Origin of the sequence: Sorangium sp. So ce375 (assembly GCF_051473855.1) — a bacterium.
Classification (GTDB): Bacteria; Myxococcota_A; Polyangia; order Polyangiales; family Polyangiaceae; genus Sorangium.
Map to the genome: position 1 here is coordinate 5,307,299 of NZ_CP150335.1, position 16,121 is coordinate 5,323,419.

Sequence of the window (16,121 nt, forward strand, 5' to 3'; positions counted from 1 at the left end):
GAGGTCCACGCGGGTGACGTGGAGATCGTGCTCCCAGAGCATCTTCTCCAGCGCGATGGGCGCCGCGGGCGATGTTCGCAGTGCCGCAGCCGGCGTCGCGCGAGGCGGACGGGATCCACGCCGGTCCCGACGGCTATGGGTGGTTCAGCGCGGAGACGCTCGTGGGCGGTGTCGTCGTCGGCGTGGCGCCGACCGTGGGGGCGCGGTTCGATCTTTGACGCTTACATGCTTGCGGGAGGGCTCATGCGTTTCGCGTTCTTGCCGAGGTGCGGGCTGCTTGGCTGCTGGGTGGTGCTGCTCGTGCTGGCGCTCGGGGCGCTGGTCGGATGCAGCGACAGCGACACGGGCGAGCCTTCGCAGAGGCCGAGCGAGGTGCTGCGCGCGCGCTTTCCGCAGCAGGTGACGCAGGTGCTCGCGGCGGGCGCGGGGTTCGTGGCGACCGGTCAGGGGTTTGTGGCGAGGTCGCAGGGGGAGATGCCGGGACGGTTCCGGCCCGCGGGAGAGACGATCGAGGCGGTGTTGCCTGTGAAGGGCGAGCAGGGGCTGCGCTTCCGCGGGCAGAGAGGGTTTGCGTTCGCGGTGCGCGAGCTCGGCGCGGCGGGCGACGCGGCGCTCGAAGGGAGCGCGGTGACCTATGCACGACCGGGAGGTCGGTCGTACTGGACGGCGATGGCCGGCGGGGGCGCGGAGGAGTGGCTGCTGCTCGAGGCCGAGCACGTGACGAGCGATGCGCCCGTCGCGGTGTGGGAGGTGGACGGGGCAGCGTTGCGGCAAGAGGGCGAGGCGGTGGCGGTGGTGGACGAGGGCGGCAGCGCGCGGATGCGGGTCACGGCGCCCGAGGCGCATGCCGCAGGGGGGAGAGCGATCGCGGCGCGGCTCGCGGCGCGGGGGCAGCGGATCGAGCTGTGGGTGCAGGCCAGCGGGGAGGCGGTGCTGGTGGATCCGGTATGGGAGGCGACGGGGGGGATGGGCACCATCCGCCGTGGTCACACCGCGACGCTGCTGCCGAGCGGGAAGGTGCTGGTCGCGGGCGGCTCTGAATACGGCTCCCATGGTTCTCTCGCGAGCGCGGAGCTGTACGACCCGGCGACGGGAACGTGGCTGCCCGCCGGCTCCATGCGCACCGCCCGCTATCGTCACACCGCGACGCTGCTGCCGAGCGGGAAAGTGCTGGTCACGGGCGGCACTGAATACGCTGAATACGCCTCCGGTGTTTCTTTCGCGAGCGCGGAGCTGTACGACCCGGCGACGGGAACGTGGCTGCCCGCCGGCTCCATGGGCACCGCCCGCGATGGTCACACCGCGACGCTGCTGCCGAGCGGGAAGGTGCTGGTCGCGGGCGGCGGTGACGCGAGCGCGGAGCTGTACGACCCGGCGGCGGGAACATGGCTGCCCGCCGGCTCCGTGGGCACCGTCCGCTATGGTCACACCGCGACGCTGCTGCCGAGCGGGAAGGTGCTGGTCACGGGCGGCAACATCTACGATGGTTCTGCAGAGCTGTACGACCCGGCGACGGGAACATGGCTGCCCGCCGGATCCATGGGCACTGCCCGCTATCGTCACACCGCAACGCTGCTGCCGAGCGGGAAGGTGCTGGTCGCGGGCGGCTACGCCTTCGAGGGTTTTCTCGCGAGCGCAGAGCTGTACGACCCGGCCACGGGAACGTGGCTGCCCGCCGGATCCATGGGCACCGCCCGCTATCGTCACACCGCAACGCTGCTGCCGAGCGGGAAGGTGCTGGTCGCGGGCGGCGGTGACTACATCTTCGACGATTTTCTCGCGAGCGCGGAGCTGTACGACCCGGCCACGGGAACATGGCTGCCCGCCGGATCCATGGGCACCGGACGCGCTGAGCACACCGCGACGCTGCTGCCGAGCGGGAAGGTGCTCGTCGCGGGCGGCTGGCCCTTCGAGCGTCCTGTCGCGAGCGCAGAGCTGTACGACCCGAACCCGGCGACGGGAACGTGGCAACTCGCCGGCGCGATGGGCACCGCCCGCCATGGTCATACCGCGACGCTGCTGCCGAGCGGGAAGGTGCTCGTCGCGGGCGGCGGTGACGCGAGCGCGGAGCTGTACGATCCGGCCACAGGAACGTGGCAGCCCGCCGGCTCCATGGGCACCGCCCGCTATGATCACACCGCGACGCTGCTGCCAAGCGGGAAGGTGCTCGTCGCGGGCGGCCATAAATACGGCTTCACTGTTTCTCTCGCGAGCGCGGAGTTGTACGACCCGGCGACGGGAACGTGGCAGCCCGCCGGCTCGATGGACACCGCCCGCCAGGTGCACACCGCGACGCTGCTGCCGAGCGGAAAGGTGCTCGTCGCGGGCGGCTATGACTACGCCTCCGGGGGTCTTCTCGCGAGCGCGGAGCTGTACGACCCGGCGACGGGAACGTGGCTGCCCGCCGACTCGATGAGCGCCGCCCGCACTGCTCACACCGCGACGCTGCTGCCGAGCGGGAAGGTGCTCGTCGCGGGCGCCGGTGACGCGAGCGCGGAGCTGTACGACCCGGCGACGGGAACGTGGCTGCCCGCCGGCTCCATGGGCACCGCCCGCTATCATCACACCGCGACGCTGCTGCCAAGCGGGCAGGTCCTGGTCGCGGGCGGCGTTGAATACCACGCCTCCCCTGGTTATCTCGCGAGCGCGGAGCTGTACGACCCGGCGACGGGAACGTGGCTGCCCGCCGAATCCATGGGCACCACCCGCGCTCTTCCCACCGCGACGCTGCTGTCGAGCGGGAAGGTGCTCGTCGCCGGCGGCTACGCCTTCAATGTTTCTCTCGCGAGCGCGGAGTTGTACGACCCGGCGACGGGAAGGTGGCAGCCCGCCGGCTCGATGGACACCGCCCGCGATGGTCACACCGCGACGCAGCTGCCGAGCGGGAAGGTGCTGGTCGCGGGCGGCTACGCCTTCGAGGGTTTTCTCGCGAGCGCAGAGCTGTACGACCCGGCTGGGCGCTGGGCGATCGCGGCGGCGATGCGCACCGGCCGTGTCCACCCCACCGTGACGCCGCTGCCCGACCATCGCGTGCTGGTCGCCGGGGGGCTCAGCAACGCCGGCTACGAGGCGAGCGTGGAGCAGTACGACCCAGCCAGCCGAACCTGGCTCCCGGCCGCCGGGATGAACAGCGCCCGTCATGCTCACACCGCGACGCTGCTGCCGAACGACCAGGTGCTCGTCGCGGGCGGCAACAGCTCCGGCGGCCCTCTCGCGAGCGCGGAGCGGTACGATCCGGCGGAGGAAACCTGGCTGCCCGCCGGCGCGATGAACAGCGCCCGCACCTACCACGCTGCGGTCCGGCTCGACAACGAGCAGGTGCTGGTCGCCGGGGGTTGGGGGAGCGGCGGCGCGCTCAGCGATGTTGAGCGATACGACCCTGACGCCGACCGATGGACACCCGGCGGCGCCATGCAGGCGGCTCGCTGGCAGTTCACCGTGACGCGGCTGCCGAACGGTCAGGTGCTGGCGGTCGGAGGCTGGGGACACATTGGCGCTCGCAGGGACGCAGAGCTGTACGACCCGAGCACCGACCGCTGGGAGCTGGTTCCCGCAGCGATGCGCAACGCCCGCACCGGCCACAGCGCCACGCTTCTGCAGACGGGTCAGGTACTGATCGCCGGAGGCGCGAGCAGCGATGGCGTTCTTGCCCGGGCCGAGCTCTTCGATCCGACGACCCTGTCCTTTTCGCCGGCGGCGCCCATGCGCCATGCGCGCACGGGCCATGTGGCCACGGAGCTGCCGGGCGGGCGGGTGCTGGTCGCGGGTGGCACCGACGCCGGCGGCCCACTGGCGAGCGTGGAGCTCTACGACCCGACCGCGAATGTATGGCACGAGGCCCGCCCGTTAGGGACGCGCCGGAGCGAGCCATCGGGGCTCTTGCTCGACGAGGGGACAGTGCTCGTGGTCGGCGGCGCCGGTACGGGCGAGATCCCGCTGGCCACCGCCGAGCTGTTCGAGCTCTTCCCCAAGGGCACGCTGTGCCACCAGGCGGCCGACTGCCTGAGCGGCTTCTGCGTCGACGGCGTCTGCTGCGACACGGCCTGCGACGGCGGCCCTTGCTACGTCTGCGCGGCCACCACCGACATCACCCTCATCCCCACTGGCGCCCGGCACCCGGGCACCTGCGAGCCGCTTGACGACGTTCCCTGCGACGACGGCAAAAAGTGCACGCAGCGCGACGTTTGCCAGCGCGGCGTCTGTCGGGGCACGTCCGTGGAGTGCACCCCATCCGACGACTGCCACAAGCCGGGCAAGTGCGACGAGACGACTGGGCGCTGCTCGCCGGAGACGCCCAAAGACGAGGGCGCCATCTGCGATGACGCCAGCCTCTGTACCCGACGCGATGCGTGCCAGGACGGGATCTGCGCGGGGCTCGACGCGGTCCTCTGCCCGCCGCCCGATGCGTGCCACAGGCAGGGCAGCTGCAATCCGTCGACGGGGACGTGCGACAACCCGGCAAAGGACGAGGGCGCCAGCTGCGACAGCGATGGCGACCCGTGCACGGCAGACGACCACTGCGAGGACGGCGTGTGCGTGGCCGGCGAGCCGAAGACCTGCGCCTCGTATGCGTGCGACAAGGCCACAGGAGAATGCCTGACCCGCTGCCAGTCGGCCCGCGATTGCATGGACGGCAAGGTCTGCGATCGGACGCATCAATGCGCCGATGCGCCGCGCGACGCATACCACCACGACACCAGCGGCTGCGCCCTCGCTGCTCCCGACACCCCTCCCCGCTCGCCCCGGACGCTGGCGGCGCTCTTCGTGCTCGCCCTCGCCGCCCTGAGTGCACGGCGCCCGCGGATTGTGGCGTGAAGGCGCCCGCAATCGATCTCGGCAGGGGCCCCGCCGACCCCCATCCACGCCCGTAGCGCCGAGGGGAGGGTCTGCGCGGCGGCCGCGGGTGGGCGCGATCCAGCACCGACCGAGGTGCCATCAGGTCCCAGCGGGCTCCACGTCTCAGGCGCGCCTTGTGTGGCGCGCGACGAAACGTCCCAGGTGGCATGGCCCGAAGGGAGACATGCCGGGTGGTGTTTCATGCGCGAGCTCCCCCGTCCCCGCCTCGGCGGATGGCGAGCGCCCCCCCGCGGCCGCCGCGCAGACCCTCCCCTCGGCGCGTGCTCCCCGGAAAGCGCCCCAGCGCCGCCCTCACCTCTCCTTCGCAACGCGCAGCAGATCCCGCATCGTCGACCGCGGGACATCCGCGAGCCGCGCCGCGGCGCTGACGTTGCCGCCCACCTCCTCGAAGGCGCGGAGCGCATCGGCGGGCGTGATCTTCCGGCGGACCGGGGGCTCGCGATCGGCGAGGACCGCCGTGATGTGCTCGGGCAGCACACCGCCGTGCGCGCGCAGCGCGGCTTGAATGAGCACGTTCCGGAGCTCCCGGACGTTGCCTTGCCAGCGGTGCGCCCTCAGCGCGGCGAGCGCCCCGGGGGACAGCTGGCGCCGGCCGATCTCGGAGCTCGCCAGGAGGTGCTCGGCCAGGAGCGGGATGTCGTCGGGCCGATCCCGCAGCGCGGGGAGCTGGATACGGCACACCGCGAGGCGCTCGTAGAGATCCGCGCGGAAGCGACGCTCGCTGACGAGGGTCTCCAGGGGCTCGCAGGTGGCGACGACGAGCCGCACGTTGACCTGCGTCGCCCTCTCCGCGCCCAGCGGACGGACCATCCCCTCCTCCACCACGCGCAGCAGCTTCGCCTGGACCTCCAGCGAGAGCGCCGCGATCTCGTCGAGGAAGAGCGTCCCATGGTTGGCCTCGACGAACGCCCCCTGACGCTCCCGAACCGCGCCGGTGAACGCGCCCCGACGGTGGCCGAACAGCTCGGACTCGGCGAGCTCGCGCAGGATCGTCGCGGCGTTCAGGACGACGAACGGCCGGTCGGCCCGGGTGCTCTCCGCGTGGATCGCCCGGGCCACGACGTCCTTGCCCGTACCCGACTCGCCGCGCAGCAGCACGGGGAGGTGGAGCGGCGCGACCCGCCGCACCGTCGCGGCGAGCTGCCGCATGGGCCGCGAGCGGCCGATGAGCCCCGGGAGCGGCGGCCCATCCTCCTCGATCACCGGCACTCTCCGCGCCGCCTCGACGTACATCGCCGTGCGGCCGATCTCGAAGCACCCGCCAGGAACGAGCATCGCCTGCTGCACGCGGACGCCGCCGACGCGAACGCCGTTGCGAGAGCCGAGGTCCGTCACCTCGATCGAGGCGCCGCGGTGCGCGACGCGGCAGTGCCGGGCGCTCACCGTGGCGTCGTCGAGCTGGATGTCCGCATCCGGAGCGCTGCCAAGGATGAGCTCTGCCCCGGGCGCGACGGCGAAGCGCGCTGGAGCGCCTCCGCTGCCGTGCTCGCAGCGGAGCCAGACGGTGGCGAGCACGTCGCGATCGTCCGCGAGCTCGAGCGTGATGTCCCGGGTCGAGAGCGCCTCGCCGGCACGGGCGCCAGGGCCCGACCGATCGCCGGGCGATCCGACGAGCTCTCCCGGAAGAGCCGCGAGCGGAGTGGCCGGCGCGGCGGGCGGCGTGACCGACCCCGCGGGTGGCGCCGGATCGCCGTGAGCAGAGGTCAGGAGCCTGGAACGGCTGTCGAGGTCGCAGCGGGTCGGTGCGTTGTCCATGTCCAGGAGGTCTCTCGTCGGCGCGCGAGGCGCAGTTGCGTCGTCCGCGCCGCCCGGGTGACATTCCTGCTCGTCGACACGCCGCCCCCTTTGCGCTCGGGAGCGCGCTGTTCTAGAGGCCGTTCGTGAGATCGCGCTCGACAAGGTGGACCGCGCCGGCCCTCGGCGTGGCGGCAGCGGCATGGGTGCTCCCGGCCAACCAGGCCCTCGCCCAGCCCGCAGATCCAGGTACGGCCGCAGCCGAGGAAGCCGCAGCCGACGTTGAAGAGGAGGCCGGACCGGAAGCCGGCGTGAAGCGCCCCGCCGGGCCTGACGAGCGGACCGGACACTTCCTGCTCCAGGGGCGGGCCGGGTACAGCTACCCCTTCGGCGGCATGGCCGCCGGTCAGCCGGTCAGCGACAAGGTCTCGGGCGGGCTCGCCTTCGGCGCCAACCTCGGCATCGGCTTGAGCCGTGTGACCGTACTGGAAGCAAGCGGCTCGTACACCCTGCTCTCGGCAGCGTCAGGGTGCAGCGACTGCTCCGGCCGAAGCCTCGACCTGGGCCTGGGGTTCGTCTACCACGTCGCCCAGGGGCTCGCGTTCGACCCCTGGGTCAGCTACGGCGTGGGATACCGGCGAGCGGCCTTTACATGGTCGGAGGCCCCCGCCGCCGGCCCCACAGGGACCGATCATGTGTTCCACGGGCTCGATTTCGCCCGCGTCGCGCTGGGCGGCGACTTCTACCCGGTGTCGACCCTCGGCGTCGGCGTGTTCGCAGAGCTCGACGCCGGCACCTACCTCTCGCGCCCAGGCGAGGGCTCCGATCCCACGGCCTACGGATTCTTCCAGTTCGGTGTGCGCCTCGCGCTGGATCCCCTACCTCGGGGTACGCGTACACCCGCCGCCTCGGCCGGTACATCGCCGAGGATCACCGCTCAGGCGGCCGGCTCCCAGCGAGCGGCCCGCCGGTAAAGCAGCCGGAATGTGGGCGGTCCTGAGCGGGGGCCAGGTATAATCTGCCGCGAATGGGCGAGTTCAGGACGAGCAGCCGCACCCGACCCGTCGCGGCTGCCGTGACCGACGTAGGCCGCCAGCGAAAGCACAACGAGGACAACGTCCTCGTGAAGTCCGAGCTCGGCCTCTTCGTGGTGGCCGACGGCATGGGCGGGCACAACGCGGGCAACGTCGCCAGCGCGCTCGCGACAAAATCGCTCGACAACTTCTTCGAGGCGACCCGCGCCGGCAGCCTGCCAGGTCCCATCCCGGCCGACGAGCAGGAGCTCGATCCGGAAGCACGGCGCATCGTCGCGGCGATCCGCAAGGCGAACCACGATGTGTTCGTCATCTCGAACACATACACCCAGCACCAGGGCATGGGCTCGACGGTGGTCGCCGCCTACGTGTCGTGCGAGACCGCGCAGATCCACGTCGGACACGTCGGCGACAGCCGCTGCTACCGGATCCGGCACGGCGAGATCGAGCAGCTGACGAAGGACCACTCGCTCATCAACGACGCCCTCGCGCTCAAGCCCGACCTGAGCCAGGACGAGCTGGCGAGGCTCCCGAAGAACATCATCACGCGCGCGCTCGGCATGAAGGACGCCGTGAAGGTCGACATCCGCTCGGAGCACACCCAGCCCGGCGACGTTTTCCTGCTCTGCTCGGACGGGTTGAGCGGGATGATCTCGGAGCAGCAGATGCTCGATGTGTTCGACATCACGCAGGATCCGCACGAGGCCTGCGAGCTCCTCATCGAGATGGCCAACGAGGCGGGCGGCACCGACAACATCTCGGCGTTGATCATCCGCATCCAGCCCGAGGTACACGACGAGCGGCAGCCGGACAGCATCGAGCTCGACGACACCCGGCCCCTCCACGTCGACGAGTTCGGCGAGACGGTGCCGCCCGCGGCGGTCCACGAGGCGCAGCTCCCGGTCGAGGAGATCGATCTGGACGCCGCCGCCTCGTCGGGCGGCGAGCGCATCGCGGGGCAGCAAATCCACGCGATCGGGGACAGCAGCTTGCGGAGCCAGGCCCACGGCGCGCCAGGCGCGGTGTCGCGCGCCGCCGCCGCTTCGTTCACGGATCGGCGCTCCCGGGCGGCCGCCGGCTCCGGCCGCTACGCCGCGGTCACGACGGCGGCGCGGCCCCCCGTGAAGGAAGCTCCACCGTCGAGGCCCGCGAAGCGCCAGACCGAGGTGCGGGTCGCGCGGTGCGCGCACTGCAAGCACGAGCTCTTCATCGGCAACCGGTTCTGCGTCGAGTGCGGCGCTCCCATCAAGCCGTGAGCAGCGCGCCGGGGGGCAACGCGCGATGCGCGACGCCCCCGCCGGCGCCGCCCGCGCGCTGATCGCGCTCAGCGGCCGGCGCCGGAGGGGCGACGCGGCACGTCACTTGACCGCGAGCAGCTCGACCTCGAAGACGAGGGTCGAGTTCGGCGGGATCACGGGCGGGAAGCCGCGAGCGCCGTAGCCGAGCTCCGGCGGGATCGTCAGCTTGCGGAGGCCGCCGATCTTCATGCCGGCGACGCCCTGATCCCATCCCTTGATCACCTGCCCGGCCCCCAGCTTGAACGAGAAGCCCTGGCCGCGGTCGCGCGAGCTGTCGAACTTGCTGCCGTCGGTCAGCGTGCCGACATAGTGCACCGTCACGAGCTGGCCGTGCTTCGCCTCTGCGCCTGTGCCTTCCTTGAGGTCCTCGATCTCGAGCCCTGCTTGCATGGTCGACTCCTTTCGGCGCGATGGGAGGAGCGCGGCGCGGTCGCGTCAAGCCGAAGCAGCAGGCGAGCCCTCCGGACGAGCGCCCGCGAGCACAAAGGCTCTCGGGAAATCGAGGCTCAGCCGCCGAACCCGGGGAACGTGAACACGGGCGCGCCCCCGGTCATCCGCCAGGTGTTGGCGGTCTGCTGGACGACAGGTTGCCGCAGCAGCGGGTGCGGGTGCGTCTGCTCGAAGGCGAACAGGATCGTGGCGGGCGTGAGCTGATCGAGCGACGCGAAGAAGCCGAGCGTGAGCATCGCGCCGCCTTCGGTCCAGCGGTAGCCCTGCTGCCGCGCTCCAGCGGAGAGCAGGTTGTTCACGCCCGCGACGTCCGCCGCGATCTCGTTCGGCTGGTTGAAGAGGGGGAGCGTGCGCGACAGCAAGCGCCCGAGATCCGCGGGCGTGACGCCCCGGCTCCCCCCCTGCCCGTTCGCGCAACCCGTGTGTCCGAGGTGATGGTGGCCGAGCTCGTGGCCGAGCACGAACGCGAGCTGCTCGTCGTAGAGCTGGCGCTGCCGCTGGACCTTGCGCGCGTCCGTGTGCTGCGCCGGATCGACGAAGCCCATCGGCGGGCGGACGATCGGCTGCCCAGGCCGCTGCTGCTGCGCGAGCATCCGCAGGAACTCGTCGAGCTTCTTCGTCCCGAAGATCTCGTCGGTCGCCTTGAACTGCGCGATCTGCGCCTGGACCTCGAGCAGCCCGTCGGTGATCGCCATGAACGGCATCCGCTGGTCGTCGCAGCCGGCAAACGCGTTCACCTCGCCCACCGTCGGGTCGGCGATGAACGGGATGCCCCTCACCTTCTGCTGCGCGGCCGACGGCAGCGCGCCGATCAACGCGCCCATGACGACGCCGGCCTCCGACTGGAGCCAGCCGATGTTGATGTCGTTGATGGGATCACCGAGCACCGGCAGCCCCGGCAGCGTGGGAACGTTGAACGTAGGCGCGGGCACAGGCCCGGTCTGCGCCGGCGGATAGCCGGGCTGCTGCGGGTACCCGGGCTGCTGCGGGTACCCGGGCTGCTGCGGGTACCCGGGCTGTTGAGGAGCTCCCTGCTGGGGCGCGCCATACGGAGGATAGGCCTGGCCGTACGATGGCTGAGCCGGAGGCCGGCGCGAGCTGCCCCGCTGACAGCCTGCGACCAGTCCGAGAGCCAGAACGAGGGCGCCGATCGGTCGAAGCAGATTCATCGCCGCGAGCATAGCGCACGGCGAGCGGGTCAACCGCGCCGCGCGCACGACCTCGGCGCGCGGCGCGCAACGACCGCGGCGCGCGGTGCGCAACGACCGCGCGGCGCCGCGATGAGCCGAAAGCCGTGCGCCGGGCGTCAGGCGCAGGAGGACCGATGAACCGACACCGTGCCTGGTCTGCTGCAGCCGCCCCCCTGTTCATCAGCGCCGCCGCGCTCTCTGGCTGCGGCGGCGCCGCCGTCGCGCACGCCCCCGCGTCCCCGGAGCCGGCCGGCGCGGCCTCCGCGGCGTCGAACGAGGGGAGCTCCATCGAGACGGCCGATGATGCGCTCGCGGAGCTCGGGCGCGCGGAGGACGAGCTCAATCAGGCCCTCGGCGCGCCCGCACGGCGCGACGAGGGCCGAGCCGTGGCGGAGGCGGCGCCGCCGGCAGCACCTGCGCCAGCGGCTTCACCGAAAGCTCCGGACGTGTCCGACGGCCGCGTCGCGCAGGCACCGCGGCCGACGGCCGCCGGCAGCGAGCGGCCTGCCAAGAAGATGGAAGCCGAGACGGCGTCCGCGCCTCCGTGCGAGACCGCGTGCCGCGCGCTCGCGTCGATGAGCCGCGCCGCGCAGCACCTCTGCGGCCTCGCCGGCGATGCGGACCAGCGGTGCGACGCCGCGCGCACGCGGGTCAAGAGCGCGACCGATCGGGTCGAGGCGCAGTGCCCGCGCTGCGCCGAGCTCTAGAGCGCGTCTTCCTCTCAGACGACGGCGTCAGGGACCCGGCGCGAGGAGCTGAAGCAACCGCACATTTTTGTACATCTCCCCGAGCGAGCCCGCCGCCGCCTGGCCGGCCTTCGCGAGCGGCTCGATCTCCTCGGGGTGGACGTCCACCTGCACCGTCAGCCGACCGGAGGCCGGCTCCACCGCGAGCGTCGCGCGCTTCGCGATCTCGGCGAGCGCTGCCCCGGGCTCCGGGCCGGCGAGCGCCTTCAGCGCGTCGACGTTCGCGCGCTTCTCCTCGAGGAGCTTCCGGAGCTCCTCGGCCGCCTCGGCCGACGCGGCGTCGATCGCGACGGTCGCCGAGAGCCCGCCCTTCAGCGAGACGCCGACGGTGACGGCGCGCGGGCCGGTGGAGCCGGTGAGGATGGCGCGGAGGCTCGGCTTGCTCTCGGAGAGCAGCGCGACGCCCAGGAGGGGGCGATCCCAGCCGATGTGGGCGAGGCGCGACGTCGCCTCGTCCCGGCTCGCGAGCGACGTCCCGGCCTCCTCGGCGTCGATGCTCGCGCGGATCTCCGGCTCGGCGCCATACAGCAGGATCGACCCGTCGCGCACGGCGATCGCGTCCTCGCCGGCGCGGAGCAGGTACCTCACGCCTTTGTACTCTGCCTGGACGTAGTTGTGCGTCGCCAGGCGCTCCGCGAGCTTCTGCTCGTTGAAACGCCCGCGCGCGACCACGAGCGACGGGGCGACGACCAGCTTGTCGACGTCGAACCCGAGATCGATGCCGGTCGCCTTCTTGATGTCGTCGCGGGTGCGCTCGATGTGCTGCCGCACCGAGCCCCCCTCCGCGCCGAGCGCCTTCAGGTCGATCTGGTGAGGGTCGACGATCACCACCCCAGGAACGCTGCCTTGGACGTACTCCAGCAGCGACTCGTCTCTCGGGAACGTGGCGGCGCGGAGGTGCGCCACGCCAAAGCCGAGGAGCCCCGTCTGCTGGGCGAGGACGACGATGAGCACGAGGCCAAGGAGCACGATGTACTTGGCCTTGCCTCGCTTCTTTGTCGCTCCGGCGACCTGGACCGGCTTCGACGCGCTCTCGGTGCTCATCTCTGCTCGCTGCGCCCTCTCTGGGATGCCGCACGCCGGAACGGCCCTGCGGAAACCGCCTCCGCAGAGCCGCGAGCGCCGCTCATGGACCCCGGGCACGGTGCCGCAGAGCATAACCGGAAGCGGGACGCAGGCCAGGCCTTCCGCCGGGGCCGCCGGACGGATAGAACCGACGCGACGTGCCTCGATCCTCGTCCTCCGATGGCGGCGGCGCGCTCGCACAGCCGGGCGACAGCTCCGTGCTGCCCGCCGCCCTCGGCCGCTACCACGTGCAGCGCCTCCTCGGCGAGGGCGCGATGGGGCGCGTGCTGCTCGCGCACGATCCGCTGCTCGATCGCGACGTGGCGCTGAAGCATCTGCGCGACGACCTCCGCATCCCGCGCGACGTCCGCGAGCAGCTCATCGTGAGGATGCGCCACGAAGCGCGCGCCGCCGCCCGCGTGACGCACCCGAACCTCGTGACGCTCCACGACGTCGGCGAGGACCCGGACTTCGGGCTCTACCTCGTCTTCGAGTACGTCGAGGGGCCGACGCTGAAGCAGCACCTCCTCGAGCGGCCGCTCTCGGCGGCGCAGGCGGCGCGCCTCGCGCGCGAGCTCGGCGAGGCCCTCACGATCGCGCACCGCGCGGGCATCGTCCACCGCGACATCAAGCCGGAGAACATCATCCTCTCCACGAACGGCGGCAAGATCGCCGACTTCGGCATCGCGCGGATCCCGGACTCGACGCTGACGCACCAGGGCGGGCTCATGGGGACGCCCGCGTACAGCGCGCCGGAGACGTTCCGCGTCGGGAAGTTCTCACCCGAGAGCGATCAGTTCTCGCTCGCCGCCGTCATGTACGAGGCGATCTCCGGGAGCCGCGCGTTCCCCGGCGACGACGCGGTCACGGTCGCGTCGAAGATCGCGAGCGACGATCCGCTCCCGATCGCGAGGGAGCTCGGCCTTCCGCCGTCGCTCGATCAGGTGCTCGCGCGCGGCCTGTCGAAGCGACCCGAGGACAGGTACGCGAGCTGCGACGAGTTCGGCGCCGCGTTCGCCGGCAGCCTCGAGTGGGCCGCGTCCAGCCAGATGCCGAGGCGGATGCTGGACACCCCCGTCACGGCGACGCCGACGCTGTCCACCGAGCCGGACGCGACGCGCGCGCATCCGATCGACAACGACTTCCCTCCCCGCGAGCGGAAGGCGGGGCAGATCGTCGTGGGCGCCGTCGTGGTCGTGGCCACGGCCGCGCTGCTCGCCCACACGGCGCTGCGATCTGCAGACGCGCCCGCCGACGAGCCCGCCGTCGGCGCAGCGCCCGTCGCGTCGTCCGCAGCCACGGTGGCGCGGCCGCGCGCCGCGCCGTCGACGCGGCCTGCGCGCCCGAAGCACGACGCCACCGACACCGGGTCGCCCGCGACGCGCGCGACGGTCAACGCAGAGCCCAGCGCCGCGGAGCCCAGCGCGACCCCGGCGGGCAGCGCCCCGAGCTCGCCCACATCGACCGCGCTCCCCGAGGACGAGCAAGCCGCGGACGCCGGGACACCGGAGACCGACGACTTCGGCGTGCCCGAGACCACCGAGCCGGGCGCGCAGGACGCCGGTGTGGCCGATGCTGCTGCGCGTTGAACGGCTGACATCGCGGATGCGTTGTCACGCGGGAAAAACTCCCGTAAAGGACCCCGGGTAAGCAACGCCGCTGCCCTGAACGGCCGACGTCAAGCGGCGCGCCGGGTCCATCAAAGGCCCCGGCGAGCCGCCCTGAAATCACGCCGACCGCCGCGCTGGCGACTGTCTCGATTGCTGTTCTGCCCCTTGAGATCTCCGCGATGACTACCCTGACAAACGGCGACGATCTCCATCTGTCGCTCTATCGAAAGATGTTTCAGATACGCCGCTTCGAAGAGGAAGCGGCCCGCGCGTACGCGCAGAGCAAGATCGGTGGGTTCCTTCACCTGTACATCGGTCAGGAGCCCATCGCGGTCGGTGCTTCCGCTGCGCTTCGCCCCGACGACTACGTGATGACGACCTACCGCGATCACGGCCTCGCGCTCGCTCGCGGGATGAGCCCGCGCGCCGCGATGGCCGAGCTCTACGGCAAGGTCACCGGGTGCTCGAAGGGGCTCGGCGGCTCGATGCACTTCTTCGACAAAGAGCACAACATGCTCGGCGGCTACGGCATCGTCGGCGGGCACATCCCCATCGCCGTCGGGACCGCGTTCGCGTCGAAGTACCGCGGCGAGGACCGGGTCTCGATGGTGTTCTTCGGCGAGGGCGCGGTGAGCATCGGCGACTTTCACGAAGGGATGTCGCTCGCGGCGCTGTGGAAGCTGCCGATCGTGTTCGTCTGCGAGAACAACGAGTACGCGATGGGGACGCCGCTCTCCCGGACGCTCTCGGTCGAGGACGTCTCGCTGAAGGCGCTCGCCTACGGGATGGAGCGCGATCGCTTCAACTCCGAGCACGTCCTCCAGGTGCGCGACCGCCTGGCCGAGGCCGTCGCGCGGGCGCGCACGAACTCGGAGCCGACGCTGGTCGAGATCAGGACGTACCGCTTCCGCGGCCACTCGATGAGCGATCCCGGCAAGTACCGGACGAAGGAGGAGCTCGAGGAGCGCAAGAAGAAGGACGTCCTCCTTCGCTCGCGCGTCGAGCTCGAGGAGAAGGGCCACAAGGCCGCCCTCGAGGCGATCGAGAAAGAGGTCGAAGACGAGATCACCGACGCGATCCGCTTCGCCGAGGAGAGCCCCGAACCTGGGCCCGAGGTGCTCGAGCCCACAACCTATGCAGGACCTTTTGCGCGATGACCGTCCTAAGATTCCGTGAGGCGGTTCGCGCCGCCATGGTCGAGGAAATGGAGCGCGACGAGCGTGTGTACCTCGTCGGCGAGGAGGTCGGGCACTACCAGGGCGCCTACAAGGTGACCGAGGGGATGCTCGACAAGTTCGGGAGCAGGCGCGTCATCGACGCGCCGATCACCGAGAGCGGGTTCACCGGCATCTCGATCGGCGCCGCGATGGTCGGGCTCCGGCCGATCGTCGAGTACATGACGTGGAACTTCTCCGCCGTGGCGTTCGACCAGATCCTCAACAACGCGGCGAAGCTGCGGCAGATGTCCGGCGGGCAGCTCAGCATCCCGCTCGTGCTGCGCGCGCCGAACGGCTCGGCGAAGCAGGTCGGCTCGCAGCACTCGCACGCGATGGAGCACTTCTACGCGCACGTCCCCGGCCTCAAGGTCCTCGCGCCGGCGATGCCTGCGGACGCGAAGGGGCTCCTGAAGTCGGCGATCCGGGACGACAACCCGGTGCTCTTCATGGAGAGCGAGACGCTCTACGGCGTGAAGGGCGAGGTGCCCGACGACCCCGATTTCACCGTGCCGCTCGGGGTCGCCTCGATCGTCCGCGAGGGGTCCGACGTCTCGATCATCGCGTGGAGCCGGATGGTCCACGTCGCGCTCGAGGCCGCCGCGGAGCTCGAGAAGGAGGGCATCAGCGCGGAGATCGTCGACCTGCGCTCGCTGCGCCCGCTCGACGAGGAGACGATCGTGCAGAGCGTCACCAAGACGCACCGCGCGGTCGTGGCGCACGAGGGCTGGCCGTACGGCGGCGTCGGCGCGGAGATCGCCGATCGCATCCAGCGGCTCGCGTTCGACGACCTGGACGCGCCGGTGCTACGCGCGACGACGCTCGACGTCCCGATGCCCTACAACGCGCGGCTGGAGCAGTACGTGATCCCGCAGGCGTCGCGGATCATCGAAAATGTTCACCGCGTTCTCTACAAAAGCTGA

At 71.5% G+C, this 16,121-nt stretch carries 12 protein-coding genes; 8 read left to right on the forward strand and 4 right to left on the reverse strand.

Going from position 1 to position 16,121, the window contains the following annotated elements; genetic code table 11:
* The first annotated feature begins 71 nt into the window (after positions 1-71).
* Positions 72-218, forward strand: coding sequence for a hypothetical protein (locus tag WME90_RS19690; RefSeq protein WP_437282701.1), 147 nt, complete (start codon positions 72-74; stop codon positions 216-218).
* A 25-nt stretch (positions 219-243) separates the two neighbouring features.
* Positions 244-4,815: a Kelch repeat-containing protein gene (locus WME90_RS19695; protein ID WP_437282702.1), complete on the forward strand. Its 4,572-nt coding sequence runs from the start codon at positions 244-246 to the stop codon at positions 4,813-4,815.
* A gap of 333 nt (positions 4,816-5,148) precedes the next feature.
* On the opposite strand, the gene WME90_RS19700 is transcribed toward WME90_RS19695, so the two are convergent.
* Positions 5,149-6,612, reverse strand: a complete 1,464-nt coding sequence (locus WME90_RS19700; protein ID WP_437282703.1) for a sigma 54-interacting transcriptional regulator — start codon at positions 6,610-6,612, stop codon at positions 5,149-5,151.
* Between the two features lie 125 nt (positions 6,613-6,737).
* On the opposite strand from WME90_RS19700, the gene WME90_RS19705 reads away from it, so the two are divergent.
* On the forward strand, positions 6,738-7,565 hold the full coding sequence (locus tag WME90_RS19705) for a hypothetical protein (RefSeq protein ID WP_437282704.1): 828 nt from the start codon (positions 6,738-6,740) through the stop codon (positions 7,563-7,565).
* 53 nt (positions 7,566-7,618) lie between these two features.
* Positions 7,619-8,881, forward strand: a complete 1,263-nt coding sequence (locus tag WME90_RS19710) for a Stp1/IreP family PP2C-type Ser/Thr phosphatase (protein WP_437282705.1) — start codon at positions 7,619-7,621, stop codon at positions 8,879-8,881.
* A gap of 102 nt (positions 8,882-8,983) precedes the next feature.
* Here WME90_RS19710 and WME90_RS19715 read toward each other — a convergent pair whose 3' ends face one another.
* Both WME90_RS19715 and WME90_RS19720 read right to left on the reverse strand, forming a co-directional pair.
* The gene (locus WME90_RS19715; RefSeq protein ID WP_437282706.1) at positions 8,984-9,313 is read right to left on the reverse strand and encodes an FKBP-type peptidyl-prolyl cis-trans isomerase; all 330 of its coding nucleotides are present in this window, start codon (positions 9,311-9,313) and stop codon (positions 8,984-8,986) included.
* A gap of 116 nt (positions 9,314-9,429) precedes the next feature.
* Positions 9,430-10,542, reverse strand: a complete 1,113-nt coding sequence (locus tag WME90_RS19720) for a M48 family metalloprotease (RefSeq protein ID WP_437282707.1) — start codon at positions 10,540-10,542, stop codon at positions 9,430-9,432.
* Between the two features lie 155 nt (positions 10,543-10,697).
* Here WME90_RS19720 and WME90_RS19725 point away from each other — a divergent pair, with 155 nt between their 5' ends.
* Positions 10,698-11,270, forward strand: coding sequence for a hypothetical protein (locus tag WME90_RS19725; RefSeq protein WP_437282708.1), 573 nt, complete (start codon positions 10,698-10,700; stop codon positions 11,268-11,270).
* Between the two features lie 27 nt (positions 11,271-11,297).
* On the opposite strand, the gene WME90_RS19730 is transcribed toward WME90_RS19725, so the two are convergent.
* Complete coding sequence (locus tag WME90_RS19730) at positions 11,298-12,353, reverse strand: hypothetical protein (RefSeq protein ID WP_437282709.1); 1,056 nt, start codon at positions 12,351-12,353, stop codon at positions 11,298-11,300.
* Positions 12,354-12,532: 179 nt separating this feature from the next.
* Here WME90_RS19730 and WME90_RS19735 point away from each other — a divergent pair, with 179 nt between their 5' ends.
* The 3 genes from WME90_RS19735 (at position 12,533) to WME90_RS19745 (ending at position 16,121) form a co-directional block, all read left to right on the forward strand.
* Positions 12,533-13,963, forward strand: a complete 1,431-nt coding sequence (locus WME90_RS19735) for a protein kinase domain-containing protein (RefSeq protein WP_437282710.1) — start codon at positions 12,533-12,535, stop codon at positions 13,961-13,963.
* Between the two features lie 200 nt (positions 13,964-14,163).
* Positions 14,164-15,141: a pyruvate dehydrogenase (acetyl-transferring) E1 component subunit alpha gene (gene pdhA / locus WME90_RS19740; RefSeq protein ID WP_272099573.1), complete on the forward strand. Its 978-nt coding sequence runs from the start codon at positions 14,164-14,166 to the stop codon at positions 15,139-15,141.
* Complete coding sequence (locus WME90_RS19745) at positions 15,138-16,121, forward strand: pyruvate dehydrogenase complex E1 component subunit beta (protein ID WP_437282711.1); 984 nt, start codon at positions 15,138-15,140, stop codon at positions 16,119-16,121. The genes pdhA and WME90_RS19745 overlap by 4 nt, the downstream gene beginning before the upstream one ends.

Excerpts from the sequence above, each read along its gene's own strand:
- WME90_RS19710 (WP_437282705.1), top strand. The coding sequence starts at position 7,619 with ATGGGCGAGTTCAGGACGAGCAGCCGCACCCGACCCGTCGCGGCTGCC.
- WME90_RS19690 (WP_437282701.1), top strand. The coding sequence starts at position 72 with ATGTTCGCAGTGCCGCAGCCGGCGTCGCGCGAGGCGGACGGGATCCAC.
- WME90_RS19695 (WP_437282702.1), top strand. The coding sequence starts at position 244 with ATGCGTTTCGCGTTCTTGCCGAGGTGCGGGCTGCTTGGCTGCTGGGTG.
- WME90_RS19730 (WP_437282709.1), bottom strand. The coding sequence starts at position 12,353 with ATGAGCACCGAGAGCGCGTCGAAGCCGGTCCAGGTCGCCGGAGCGACA.
- WME90_RS19725 (WP_437282708.1), top strand. The coding sequence starts at position 10,698 with ATGAACCGACACCGTGCCTGGTCTGCTGCAGCCGCCCCCCTGTTCATC.
- WME90_RS19720 (WP_437282707.1), bottom strand. The coding sequence starts at position 10,542 with ATGAATCTGCTTCGACCGATCGGCGCCCTCGTTCTGGCTCTCGGACTG.
- WME90_RS19745 (WP_437282711.1), top strand. The coding sequence starts at position 15,138 with ATGACCGTCCTAAGATTCCGTGAGGCGGTTCGCGCCGCCATGGTCGAG.
- WME90_RS19700 (WP_437282703.1), bottom strand. The coding sequence starts at position 6,612 with ATGGACAACGCACCGACCCGCTGCGACCTCGACAGCCGTTCCAGGCTC.
- WME90_RS19715 (WP_437282706.1), bottom strand. The coding sequence starts at position 9,313 with ATGCAAGCAGGGCTCGAGATCGAGGACCTCAAGGAAGGCACAGGCGCA.
- pdhA (WP_272099573.1), top strand. The coding sequence starts at position 14,164 with ATGACTACCCTGACAAACGGCGACGATCTCCATCTGTCGCTCTATCGA.